Consider the following 12,687-nt stretch of genomic DNA (forward strand, 5'->3'; position numbering starts at 1 on the left):
ATGCTCAGTCAGCTAAGGGAAATAGTTGAGAAAGTCTCCAGGGTCGATGATGTGCATCTGGCACTCGATATATTGGTGAAAGAGACTTGTGCTGCCCTTCGCACTGAGTGCTGTACTATCTATCTTGCTAATGAAGAAATGCAGCGCCTTGAGTTAATGGCAACTCAAGGCCTTATTTTTGAAGGTGATAGTATTCATATCAACTTCAATGAAGGCTTGGTTGGGTTGGTTAAACGAAGCGCAGAGCCACTCAACCTTGCCGAAGCCTCAAAACATCCCGAGTTTAAATTCTTCCCTCAACTCGGCGAACAGATTTACCACTCCTTTTTAGCCACTCCAATCATTCATCGAAAACAAGTTTTAGGTGTGTTGGTGATCCAGCAAAAAACACCGCGCTTGTTCAGTGAAATGGAAGAGTCGTTTCTTGTCACGTTGTCCGCTCAGCTAGCAGTGCTTATTGCGCATGCGCAGAATCTTGGGCATTGGCAGTTGGCATCTAAACCCACGGTATTAAAAGGTTTGCCTGCATCTACTGGTGTCGCGATTGGAGAGTTTTGGTTCGACAATACCCAACCGAGTTTATCGGATGTTTTCCCATCGTCCACGTTAGATAAGGAACGTGAGCACGAGACATTGCTGGTGGCCATAGAGCGAGCGTTAAATGATTTTCGCCGTATGCGGAAAAAGCTGGACAGTGAAATCAACAAAGATGCGCTGGCGATCTTCGATCTGTTTACGCACTTACTCAATGACCCGATGCTTCGCGGTGATTTGAAGAAGCAGATTGAAAAAGGAGATAGGGCAGACTGGGCGTTACGCCAAGTGGTAGAATCATACTCGAATCGATTTGCCAGAATGTCGGATGTCTACATGCGCGAGAGAGCGCAAGACATCCGAGAGTTAGGGCAAAGGCTGCTCTATTTTCTACATAACAGTGAGCAAGAAAATTCTGCAATTGATCGTCCCATTATTTTGGTGGCGAATGAACTCACAGCCACCTTGCTCGCGTCTGTACCTAAAGAGTTTTTGTTAGCCGTCGTGTCACTAGAAGGTGGCGCGAACTCTCATGCGGCTATTTTGTCTCGCGCACTTGGAGTTCCCGCTGTCATGGGCGCCAACATTAACCCGGATGTGGTCAATGGCAAACTAGGGATAGTCGACGGCTATACGGGTGAGATCTTCTTAGAGCCAAACCGCCAGTTGTTGCGAGAGTATCGCAGCTTAGTAAGCGAAGAGTCTGAATTGTTTGCCATGGTAAACAAGGACCTCGCACTCCCTGCGGTTACGCAAGATAATCACCATATCGAAATTATGCTGAACGCGGGACTCAGTGCAGACAGTAATATTGCCATCAATACAGGTGTTGATGGTGTTGGGTTGTACCGAACTGAGATTGCATTTTTACTTCAGCATCACTTTCCGTCGGAAGATGAGCAGTATCATCAATACCAAGCAATACTTAAAAGCTATCCGAATCAACGAGTGGTGATGCGTACTTTGGATATTGGTGGTGATAAACCTTTGCCGTATTTGCCCATCGAAGAAGATAATCCGTTTCTAGGCTGGCGTGGCATTCGTTTTACATTGGATCATCCAGACATTTTCTTGATCCAGCTGCGTGCAATGTTAAGAGCGAGTGCAGAAAGCGGAAACTTAAGTATCTTATTGCCAATGGTGTCAGGGGTAAAAGAGCTAGACGATGCCATTAGCTTGATTAATCAAGCTCACAGCGAAGCCGTGTTGCTTGATGATAGAATTCAGTTCCCACAAGTTGGGGTCATGATCGAAGTGCCATCAATGGTGTATTTATTGCCAACGATTGCTCACCGTGTTGATTTTGTTTCTGTCGGGACAAACGATTTAACTCAGTATTTATTAGCGGTAGATAGGAACAATTCGCGCGTAGCGGATGTCTATGAATCTATGCATCCTGCGGTACTGTTAGCGCTTAAGCAAATCCATGAGGTGTGTGATAAATATCAGGTGCCCGTGTGTATTTGTGGTGAGCTAGCGGGTGATCCATTTGGCGCTCTTCTCTTACTTGGGTTAGGGTATACCAGTTTGAGTATGAACACCTCCAACGTGGCTAAGGTGAAATATTTGATTCGTCATAGTCAACAAGAAGAATTAGAAAAATTAGCGGAGCAAGCAATGACAAAATCCTACGGGGAGGACATCCATCAAATGATGCATGACTTCTTCATTCAACAGGGCTTTGCGGGCTTTATCCGTGCAGGTAAAAAGTAGGAAATCGTGACCGTCTCTTTATTTTTGTTATTGTTGGCGCTAGGCGCTTTTGTGGGTGTGATGGCGGGGTTACTCGGTATCGGTGGTGGTTTGATTGTTGTTCCTGCCTTGTTGTATTTGCTTCCTCTTGCTGGAATCTCTCCAGAAATGAGTATGCACATGGCCCTAGCCACTTCGTTAGCGAGTATTATTGTCACGTCAGGCTCATCGGCGATGAATCACCTTAAGCTCGGCAATGTCGATATGTTCGTCGTAAAATGGTTGATGCCAGGTGTGGTTATAGGTGGTTTTGTCGGTGCCAATATTGCTGAGTGGATCCCTACGCACTACTTGCCGAAAGTATTTGGTGTCATTGTTCTTTGCCTGTCAGTACAAATGTTCCGTTCCATTAAAGTTACGAGCAGTAAACCTATGCCGAGCAGCCCGGTGACCGTTGCGTATGGCACGGGGATTGGCGTCGTATCAAGCCTTGCTGGTATTGGTGGTGGTTCACTGTCGGTCCCATTTTTAAATAAACACGGGATAGAAATGCGTAAAGCGGTAGGTTCATCTTCCGTTTGTGGTTGCGTGATTGCTATTTCTGGTATGATCGGTTTCATCTTACATGGCTATAAAGTGGAAGGCTTACCTTCATACAGTATTGGCTATGTTTATCTTCCCGCTTTATTAGCGATTGCCATGGCCTCGATGCTCACAACAAAAGTGGGCGCAAAGCTGGCAACTAACCTTCCAACTGCGGTATTAAAAAAGATATTCGCGGTGTTCTTAATGTTTGTAGCAGCGACCATGCTGCTCTAAGTTTGTACCCAAGTCATTCTCGCTGAACCAAGCATCTAGAGGTTACTTGGGTATATTTATTTTGTTGTGATAAGAAGAGAATGATTTATGTCTCAGGGATATATTGAATTTCCCAATATTGATCCGGTTTTAATCTCTATTGGTCCTGTTTCGGTTCGTTGGTACGGTTTGATGTACCTTGTGGGCTTTATGTTCGCCCTATGGTTGGCGAACCGACGTGCGGATAAGCCGGGAAGTGGTTGGACACGAGAACAGGTTTCTGATTTGTTGTTCGCAGGCTTCCTTGGCGTGGTGATTGGTGGCCGTGTAGGCTACGTGCTTTTCTACAATTTTGAGCTCTTCCTGGCTGACCCTTTGTATCTGTTTAAAGTGTGGACCGGTGGTATGTCTTTCCACGGGGGCTTACTGGGTGTGATTACCGCGATGTTCTGGTATGCACACAAAAACGGGCGAACTTTCTTCGGTGTTGCCGACTTTATCGCGCCGCTTGTGCCATTTGGTTTAGGTATGGGGCGTTTGGGTAACTTCATGAACAGCGAACTATGGGGCCGAGTAACGGATGTGCCTTGGGCGATCGTTTTTCCAAATGGCGGCCCACTGCCGCGTCATCCATCGCAGCTTTATGAAATGGCGCTTGAAGGTATCGTACTTTTCTTCATCTTGAATTGGTTCATCAAGAAACCTCGTCCTCTAGGTTCTGTTTCAGGGCTATTTTTAGCTGGATATGGTACATTCCGCTTCCTAGTTGAGTACGTGCGCGAACCAGACGCTCATTTGGGTTTATTCGGTGGCTTTATTTCCATGGGACAGATTCTATCCCTGCCAATGGTGGTTATCGGTGTCCTAATGATGGTTTGGGCATACAAACGTGGTCATTACAAAGACGAGTTACCACAAAAGACGAAGTAAGGTATTGGTGTGAAACAGTATTTAGATTTGTGTCAACGCATCGTTGACCAAGGTGTTTGGGTTGAAAATGAGCGTACAGGCAAGCGCTGCCTGACCGTAATCAACGCGGATTTAACCTACGATGTTGCGAACAATCAATTTCCGTTGGTAACCACACGTAAAAGTTTTTGGAAAGCGGCCGTTGCAGAGCTACTAGGGTACATTCGTGGTTACGATAATGCGGAAGATTTTCGTAATCTGGGCACGAAAACCTGGGATGCCAATGCCAACCTAAATGATGCTTGGTTAAATAATCCATACCGTAAAGGTGAAGACGACATGGGCCGTGTCTACGGCGTCCAAGGGCGCGCATGGGCGAAGCCTGATGGCGGGCATGTTGACCAATTACGCAAGATAGTGGATGACTTAACGCGTGGTGTTGATGATCGCGGTGAAATCTTGAACTTCTACAACCCGGGTGAATTCCACATGGGGTGCTTGCGTCCTTGCATGTATAGCCACCATTTTTCATTGCTGGATGATACGCTTTACCTGAACAGTACTCAGCGTTCGTGTGATGTACCGCTTGGCTTAAACTTCAATATGGTTCAAGTTTACGTGTTCTTGGCGATCATGGCGCAAATCACGGGCAAGAAACCTGGTCAGGCATTTCATAAGATTGTGAATGCGCACATTTATGAAGATCAGCTTGAACTGATGCGTGATGTTCAGTTGAAGCGTGAACCATTAAAAGCGCCGACGTTCCACATCAATCCAGAGATTAAATCTCTAGAAGATCTGGAAACATGGGTCACACTGGATGACTTTTGGGTTGAAGGATACGAGCATCACGACCCTATTCGTTACCCATTCTCAGTGTAACCAGTGTTGTTCTTCAAGATATGAAAAAAGCTCCGAATGGAGCTTTTTTGCTTTTTCGTACTTTGAAGATATTACTTGAGTGCACTGACAATATAGCGGTGAATAGGGTTGGTCTGCTTCGGTGCAGACAGTGCCGGGCTAATAAACTTGGGTTGGGTGAATATTTGTTTGCTCACTAATGAGTCAATAAGCTCAAAATACTTCAGTTCTGTTTTCCCACATAGCAACAATGAAAAGTCATTGCCCAGTTTATCGTAGGCATTGAGCACCTCTCGGAACCCTCTGAGGTACAAGTAATCCTTCGTCAAACCGCCTCCTCGATACACACGAGCAGTCGTTGTAAATGCTTGAAGGTCAGACGTTTTATACTGTTCTTTTAATAGCATGAACGTATGGCGGAAATCTCGTTCCTTGATCATCGACTCTACCGCCAGGACTCGTAAGGCTAAGGTTCTTAGGCGTTTGATACTGAAATGTCCTGACAGATATTCACACAATATAGCCAGCCCTTCTTGGGTGTTGGTATTGGCTGGGCACCCTAAGCTCAGGACCTTTAGCGGTTGTTGACGACCATTAAGCGTAGTAAGAAGGTGTACACCCATTTCATGATGTGCGAGAGCCTCTAACTCATCGGTCGTGATGTATGCTGCGTGGTTAATTTTGACTCGAGACCCCGAAACGAGTGCGTTTGCTAACATCCCATCCAACACCTGTATTTCACACTCATATCCATTACGTTGAGCAAAGTTTTGCATGAAGTGTGCTATCGCACGGCTATCATGCTGCGGTTTGCTCTCTTCTTCCGTGGGAAGGTGTAAAATGAAATGGGCGTTGGCAATATCTTTGGCGCTCGGCTCTCCGTAATAGCGCAAGGAGTTATAAAGAAACTCTTGTGTACCGATAGTATTCACTTGATCCAATTTATCTGCGTAAGACTGAATCACATCCGCGTACAGCTTTTGTAATTGGGTGTCTTGAATATTTTCTAAAGGCAGTTCATACAAACGTCGCTTTGCGCTGTGAGTATCTAGATTGGTAGTTGAGTATTGGAAGTTAGGCTCTTGAGAGTATTTGTTCTTAATAAAGCGCTCTCTTTCCTGAGCATAATTGAGAGGATTCACGCTACTGAGGATATCAATATCAGCAACCAGTTGAGTTAGGTTTTCGTCTATTGCGAGTAGCTGATCAGAAATAGTGCCATTAAGCTGCGTCATGTTGTCGACTCCAAATGAGGTAGCTCAGCATAAGTATGCTGGTATGGCTCAAATTATCACCAGACAACGAATTTGAACAGCGTCATTAACGCAAAAAAGGCCCCACAATGTGGAGCCTAAACAATAAGCGATGGTATGTAAGTTATTGTTATGTCGTTAGGGCTAAGATCGCGCCTGGTAAAATAACGAATACAGACATTAGGTAGCCACCGACAACAGCTTTGTTCTTGATAGCCATTTCAGAAATCATCTCAGCGCCTTTCACTGGAATTTCACGTAGGAACGGAATACCAAAGATAAACAGCGTTGCCATGATATTAAATACTAGGTGTACCAGAGCGATTTGAAGCGCGAATACCGCAAACTCACCCGATACGGCTGTTGCTGCTAGTAGCGCCGTAATACAAGTACCAATGTTTGCACCTAGCGTGAATGGGTAAATATCACGAACTTTAAGAACGCCTGTACCCACAAGTGGAACCATCAAGCTAGTTGTTGTTGATGAAGATTGTACCAACACAGTCACGATTGAACCCGATACAATACCGTGAATAGGGCCACGACCAATCGCGTTTTTCAAAATTTCACGTGCGCGGCCAACCATTAGGCTCTTCATTAGCTTACCCATTACCGTAATTGCAACGAAGATTGTCGCAATACCCAAAACGATAAGCATGATGCCACCAACAGTATCACCGAATGTTGAAAGTGGCTCTTTGATTGCACCCACAACTGGTTTTGTTATTGGCTTAATGAAGTTGAAGCCTTTAATGCTCATATCGCCAGTAGCAAGTAGTGGAGAAACAAGCCAATGAGAAACTTTCTCTAAAATGCCGAACATCATTTCCAACGGAAGGAAAATAGCAACAGCAAGTAAGTTGAAGAAGTCGTGAATAGTTGCGCTTGCAAATGCACGTTTGAACTCTTCTTTACAACGTACGTGACCAAGAGAAACAAGCGTATTGGTCACTGTGGTACCAATATTGGCACCCATCACCATTGGAATCGCGGTTTCTACTGGTAAGCCACCTGCAACCAAACCTACAATAATAGACGTTACAGTACTTGAGGACTGAATTAAGGCTGTTGCCACCAAGCCGATCATTAGACCTGCAACAGGGTGAGCGGCAAACTCAAATAGCACCTTAGCTTGATCGCCAGTTGCCCATTTGAAGCCACTACCAACCATAGATACTGCTAGAAGAAGCAGATACAACATGAATGCCAAGTTAGCCCAGCGTAACCAACGAGCAGTGCTCGAAATTGGCGCCACTGTTGAAGTAGCTTGGTTCATCATAATTTTCTCCGTTGACCTTTCAGTTCATTTTTCGGTCTGTAGTTGAAACTGCGGGCGATGTTAGAGAACAAATATTTCAGTAATATTACAGATTTCTTGCTGTGAGTAATTTTTATTGTTCTTTTTGATAGTGGTGTGAGTAGGGAAAAATGAAGGTTTTTAACTGTTTGAATTTAATGAATAAATTTGGCTTTCGTTTTGTGTGGTTATTGCGTTTTCTTTAGAAAGAAAATGCGCCTCAGTTCAACTTTTATGACAGTATTAATTTTATATATTCGGTAAAACTTATGTTTTTGTAATGTATTGTATGGTTTTGTCGAGTTTATTGTTTGTCTCTGTCACATTTGGTATAAAAAGCATCACTTTCTTTTCGGGACTTGATCATGTCACATCTAAACTACAACCATCTATATTATTTCTGGATGGTGTGCAAACAGGGCTCTGTAACTAAAGCGGCCGATGCGCTTTTCCTAACACCGCAAACCGTGACAGGGCAGATTAAAGCGCTTGAAGAACGCATGAAAGGAAAGTTAACCAAACGAAATGGTCGTACAGTTGAGCCAACTGAGTTAGGGCAACTTGTTTTTAAGTACGCCGACCGAATGTTTGGTTTGAGTTATGAGATGTTAGATATCGTCAATTACAGTCAGCACTCGAACATTCTGTTTGAAGTTGGCGTAGCCGATGCGTTATCTAAGCGCTTGGTCAGTAAAGTACTAATGACGACTGTCCCGGAAGATAACAGTATTCATTTACGCTGTTATGAGTCAACCCACGAATTGCTACTTGAACGACTGTCTCAGCACAAGCTGGATATGATCCTCTCGGATTGTCCCGTTGACTCAACTCAAAGCCCTGGCCTTTATAGCAAAAAGCTAGGTGAGAGCAGCATGAGCTTTTTCGCCTCTTCTGAAATTGAAAATGTGCGTTTCCCTGAGATTCTGGAACAGAAAAAGCTTTTGATTCCTGCAAGCCGAACAGCAATGGGGCGTAAGGTTATTCAGTGGTTTGATCGTCAAGGTCTTCAGCCTAATGTGTTGGGAGAATTTGATGATGTTGCGTTGATGAAGGCTTTCGCACGGTATCACGATGATGTGATTTTCTTAGCGCCGACCGTATACATGTCGGAGATTGAGGACGACCGAAATCTACAGCTAATTGGTCATGTCGATGGGTTAAAAGAAGAGTACTACGTGATTTTTGCGGAACGAATGATCCAACACCCAGCGGTAAAAAATGTTTGTGATGCTGATTTCAGTCAAATGTTTGAGTAAACCCGTATCGTTGCGCAAATAAATAGATTACTATCAATAAAAATATAATTCTAAATAATACCTAAGTAACTCAAGATACTTGTTTTAGTGAGCAAAACTATTAATTATTGATGGCGCATCAATTCTCCACTTTGGTGGATAATATTGGTGTATCACTAACAACTAAATTAGAGGTTCTAATAATGAAGACTCTGGAAGTGTATCTTGATTTTCTTAGATATATAAATCAGTGCAACACAACAAGCTGGCCAGGGTTGGAATAAGTAAGTTGTAGCTAGAGGTCCAACACATGAATCTACAAGAAATGGAGCAGAACTCCGCAAAAGCCGTCGTGTTGCTCAAAGCGATGGCAAACGAGAGACGCCTACAAATCCTTTGTATGCTGCATAACCAAGAGCTGTCCGTGGGAGAGCTGTGTGCAAAGTTAGAGCTAAGCCAGTCGGCATTATCTCAGCATCTTGCTTGGCTTCGCCGTGATGAGCTAGTCACGACAAGGAAAGAAGCACAAACCGTGTACTACACATTAAAGAGTGATGAAGTGAAAGCGTTAATAAAAACACTGCATAGTCTTTATTGTGCTGAAAGCGCTTAGCGTTAATTACATATACCTAATATATCGTTCATTTTAGGCTGTGAGTCTAACTCGTTGGAATATTTGAGAGTGGCGTTAAACTTTTGATGGTAGAGTTGCTGCGCATCGACCAATTTGCTTTGTTCTCAAGTGTTTTATTGGTGCTTTCCAGTTTGAGCTTTATAAGGTAAATAAGCTGATGCCTTTGAATAGGCGTGCAGAAAAAGAAAAGCTGGCATTGCCAGCTTTTTTATTAAGAAAATTTTGTAGATATAAAAAAACCGACACAAGGTCGGTTTTTTCTTCACTGTAAAATCAGGGCTCTATTAAAGAGCTTTGATTTGTGCAGCGAAACGAGACTTATGGCGAGCTGCTTTATTCTTGTGAATAAGGCCTTTAGTTGCCATGCGGTCTAGGATAGGTGTAACTACAGCGAATGCAGCAGTTGCAGCTTCTTTGTCGCCTGCTTCGATAGCAGCAACAGTTTTCTTCATGTAAGTACGCATCATTGAGCGACGGCTAGCATTGTGCTGACGACGTTTCTCAGCTTGGATAGCGCGCTTCTTAGCAGATTTACTATTTGCCAAGGGTCTAACTCCCAAAAACTTAGTTCTGTGACAATTTAAGGGCGAGGAATATCCCTCATTTGCGCTTAAATGTCAAATGATTTGTGCAAAAACCGATCTAAGCCAAAACAAATTTTGGTAAGAGAGGTTATCGCGGTTAAGATGGCGGGGATTCTAACAGCATTTTTATACCAATGCTAATAATTATCCGCGAAAGGCACACTTATTCCTTACAACCCGCGGATAGATTTTTGACGTCTATTTACAGCACCTGTCAGAGAAACAGTATAGGGTTAGCTGTCTTATGGTGATATTCCGAGGTTACAGTGAGTAAACGACTACTCAAGTCTGGCATGATCGTCAGTGCTATGACATTTATTTCCCGCGTTCTTGGCCTAGTTCGTGATGTTGTAGTGGCAAATTTAATGGGGGCAGGAGCAAGCGCAGACGTCTTTTTCTTCGCCAATAAAATCCCTAACTTTTTACGACGTTTGTTTGCTGAAGGAGCTTTTTCCCAAGCGTTTGTACCTGTTTTAACGGAAAGTCATGCTCAAGGTGACATGGACAAAACTCGGGAACTGATTGCTAGAGCTGCGGGTACGTTAGGGGTGATAGTCTCGATTGTTACCATTTTAGGTGTCCTAGGCTCCGGCGTGGTCACTGCAGTGTTTGGTTTTGGTTGGTTCCTTGACTGGATGCATGGTGGCCCGGCTGCAGCAAAGTTTGAGCTTGCTAGCGTGATGCTCAAAATCACCTTTCCCTATTTATGGTTCATTACCTTTGTCGCTCTATCGGGCGCTATCCTCAATACATTAGGTAAATTTGCGGTCTCCTCCTTTACCCCTGTTTTCCTCAATGTGATGATTATTTTGGCGGCGTGGTTTATCTCGCCGCAAATGGAAATGCCAGAAATAGGGCTTTCTATTGGTGTTTTCTTAGGTGGTTTGGTCCAGTTCTTATTCCAAATTCCCTTCCTTATTAAAGCAGGCGTCATGGTTAAGCCAAAATGGGGCTGGCGCGATCCGGGTGTAGTGAAAATCCGTACTTTGATGATCCCCGCTTTATTTGGCGTATCGGTCAGTCAGATTAACCTGTTGTTTGATACGTTCATCGCCAGTTTTTTGCAAACCGGTTCGATCAGCTGGCTGTATTACTCAGACCGTTTATTGGAATTTCCTTTAGGCTTGTTTGGTATTGCGATTGCGACTGTGATTTTACCCGCGCTTTCACGTAAGCACGTTGACGCACAAAGTGAAGGCTTCGCGCAAACCATGGATTGGGGGGTGCGCATGGTGATCTTGCTTGGCCTTCCTGCAATGCTTGGTCTGATGGTACTGGCAAAACCTATGCTCATGGTTCTGTTTATGCGAGGTGAATTTTCTCCTCAAGACGTACATCAAGCATCATTGTCGCTTTTTGCCTACGCTTCAGGTTTGTTGAACTTCATGCTGATTAAGGTGCTCGCGCCAGGTTATTACTCGCGTCAAGATACTAAAACGCCAGTAAAGTACGGCATCATTGCGATGGTGACCAACATGGTATTTAACGCAATTTTTGCGTACTTTTATGGTTACGTTGGTTTGGCTATCGCGACGGCACTTTCGGCGTTTGTGAATATGGCATTGCTGTATCGTGGTCTACATATCGCAGGGGTATACCAAATCACCAAACGAACCGTCTTCTTTATTATACGTTTGGTTATTGCAGGTGCGGCGATGGTGGCTGCGATCTTATGGCAATTGGAAGACATGTCAGTGTGGCTCGATTGGAGCTTTGCTCACCGCAGCGGTGTACTAGGAATGTTGATCGCTCTAGGAGCCGTGGTTTACCTAGTGGTTCTATTTTTAACTGGTGCACGCTTAAAAGACCTAAAAGCTGGGACAGACTAAGGGTGATTAGTATATAATCCGTCAGTTTCACACAGTGTAAAGTAAAAACAGAGGCAGAAAGCAGTATCCAATGGAACTGATTAGAGGCATTCACAATATCACCCCGCGACATCATGGTTGCGTGCTGACTATTGGCAATTTCGATGGTGTCCATAAAGGCCATCAACAAGTATTGCAGCAAGTGTCTGAGCAAGCGGACAGGCTATCATTGCCTTCTGTTGTGATGACCTTTGAACCTCAGCCGATGGAGCTGTTTGCCAAAGACAAGGCACCTGCACGGTTGACGCGATTACGCGATAAGTTCGTGCAATTGAGTAAGCTCGATATTGATCGCTTGCTCTGCGTCAATTTCAATCGTCATTTTGCAAGTTTAACCGCGGAAGAATTTATCCGTGACTTGTTGGTCGAGCGTTTGGGTGTTAAGTTTCTTGTCGTTGGTGATGATTTCTGCTTTGGCAAAGGCCGAACTGGCAACTTTGCCATGTTGAAGGAAGCAGGGGAAAAGTACGGTTTTGATGTCGTGAGTACCCAGAGCTTTTGTTTACAACAATTACGTGTCAGCAGTACGGCTATCCGTCAAGCGCTGGCGCGTGACGATTTGCATTCCGCTCAACAGATGCTGGGAAGAAACTACAGCATCAGCGGTCGTGTTTCTCACGGAAGAAAGCTGGGAAGAACGATAGGTTTTCCTACTGCGAATATTCCTTTGAAACGCTGTGTTTCTCCGGTCTCTGGAGTCTATGTTGTTCAAGCGCTTGGCTTAGGAAATAAGCCAATTGGTGGTGTCGCTAATATTGGTCAAAGACCGACTGTCAATGGCGTTCGCCAGCAGTTAGAAGTACACTTATTCGACTTTCATGCCAATTTATATGGCAAGCAACTAGAAGTGGAACTTTTGCATAAACTTCGAGATGAGCAAAAGTTTGAGTCGTTTGAAGCACTTAAACAACAAATCGAATTGGATGCTGAAGCAGCAAGGGTGTGGCTGCGTCAGCTTAAGCGTTGAGCGGTTTATTCCACCGTTCAACATAATGTCTAATTTTCGCCCAATATAACGGAAT

The 12,687-nt window shown here is 44.3% G+C and carries 11 protein-coding genes; 8 read left to right on the forward strand and 3 right to left on the reverse strand.

The genetic code is table 11. The features are described from left to right. The 4 genes from ptsP to MTR11_RS03245 all read left to right on the forward strand — a co-directional run bounded on the left by ptsP (position 1) and on the right by MTR11_RS03245 (position 4,815). On the forward strand, positions 1 to 2,247 hold the full coding sequence (ptsP, locus tag MTR11_RS03230) for a phosphoenolpyruvate--protein phosphotransferase (RefSeq protein WP_243327008.1): 2,247 nt from the start codon (positions 1 to 3) through the stop codon (positions 2,245 to 2,247). 6 nt (positions 2,248 to 2,253) lie between these two features. Next, positions 2,254 to 3,045: a sulfite exporter TauE/SafE family protein gene (locus MTR11_RS03235; protein WP_006743341.1), complete on the forward strand. Its 792-nt coding sequence runs from the start codon at positions 2,254 to 2,256 to the stop codon at positions 3,043 to 3,045. Positions 3,046 to 3,132: 87 nt separating this feature from the next. Further along, positions 3,133 to 3,954 carry a prolipoprotein diacylglyceryl transferase gene (lgt, locus tag MTR11_RS03240; RefSeq protein WP_005381948.1) on the forward strand — a complete coding sequence of 274 codons (822 nt, stop codon included), beginning with the start codon at positions 3,133 to 3,135 and terminating at the stop codon, positions 3,952 to 3,954. 9 nt (positions 3,955 to 3,963) lie between these two features. Further along, positions 3,964 to 4,815 (forward strand): thymidylate synthase, encoded by an 852-nt coding sequence (locus MTR11_RS03245; RefSeq protein WP_158157243.1) that lies wholly within the window; start codon positions 3,964 to 3,966, stop codon positions 4,813 to 4,815. Between the two features lie 71 nt (positions 4,816 to 4,886). Here MTR11_RS03245 and MTR11_RS03250 read toward each other — a convergent pair whose 3' ends face one another. Together MTR11_RS03250 and MTR11_RS03255 are read right to left on the reverse strand one after the other, a co-directional pair. Beyond that, a complete protein-coding gene (locus MTR11_RS03250) occupies positions 4,887 to 6,029 on the reverse strand; it encodes a flavohemoglobin expression-modulating QEGLA motif protein (RefSeq protein WP_243327009.1) in 1,143 nt (380 codons plus the stop codon). Positions 6,030 to 6,177: 148 nt separating this feature from the next. Continuing rightward, a complete protein-coding gene (locus MTR11_RS03255; protein ID WP_031780616.1) occupies positions 6,178 to 7,323 on the reverse strand; it encodes a Na/Pi symporter in 1,146 nt (381 codons plus the stop codon). A 386-nt stretch (positions 7,324 to 7,709) separates the two neighbouring features. Between MTR11_RS03255 and nhaR the strand changes: the two genes are divergently transcribed. Both nhaR and MTR11_RS03265 read left to right on the forward strand, forming a co-directional pair. Next, positions 7,710 to 8,600, forward strand: coding sequence for a transcriptional activator NhaR (gene nhaR, locus MTR11_RS03260; protein ID WP_005381942.1), 891 nt, complete (start codon positions 7,710 to 7,712; stop codon positions 8,598 to 8,600). 289 nt (positions 8,601 to 8,889) lie between these two features. Then, entirely contained in the window at positions 8,890 to 9,192 is a 303-nt protein-coding gene (locus tag MTR11_RS03265; RefSeq protein ID WP_005397309.1) for an ArsR/SmtB family transcription factor, read from the forward strand. A 305-nt stretch (positions 9,193 to 9,497) separates the two neighbouring features. On the opposite strand, the gene rpsT is transcribed toward MTR11_RS03265, so the two are convergent. Further along, positions 9,498 to 9,758, reverse strand: coding sequence for a 30S ribosomal protein S20 (gene rpsT / locus MTR11_RS03270; protein WP_005381938.1), 261 nt, complete (start codon positions 9,756 to 9,758; stop codon positions 9,498 to 9,500). A 305-nt stretch (positions 9,759 to 10,063) separates the two neighbouring features. On the opposite strand from rpsT, the gene murJ reads away from it, so the two are divergent. Beyond that, complete coding sequence (gene murJ / locus MTR11_RS03275) at positions 10,064 to 11,626, forward strand: murein biosynthesis integral membrane protein MurJ (RefSeq protein ID WP_074192056.1); 1,563 nt, start codon at positions 10,064 to 10,066, stop codon at positions 11,624 to 11,626. A 70-nt stretch (positions 11,627 to 11,696) separates the two neighbouring features. Further along, positions 11,697 to 12,632, forward strand: a complete 936-nt coding sequence (gene ribF, locus MTR11_RS03280) for a bifunctional riboflavin kinase/FAD synthetase (RefSeq protein ID WP_243327010.1) — start codon at positions 11,697 to 11,699, stop codon at positions 12,630 to 12,632. The last annotated feature ends 55 nt before the right edge of the window (positions 12,633 to 12,687 follow it).

Origin of the sequence: Vibrio sp. CCB-PB317 (assembly GCF_022808245.1) — a bacterium.
In the GTDB taxonomy this organism is placed as follows: domain Bacteria; phylum Pseudomonadota; class Gammaproteobacteria; order Enterobacterales; family Vibrionaceae; genus Vibrio; species Vibrio diabolicus.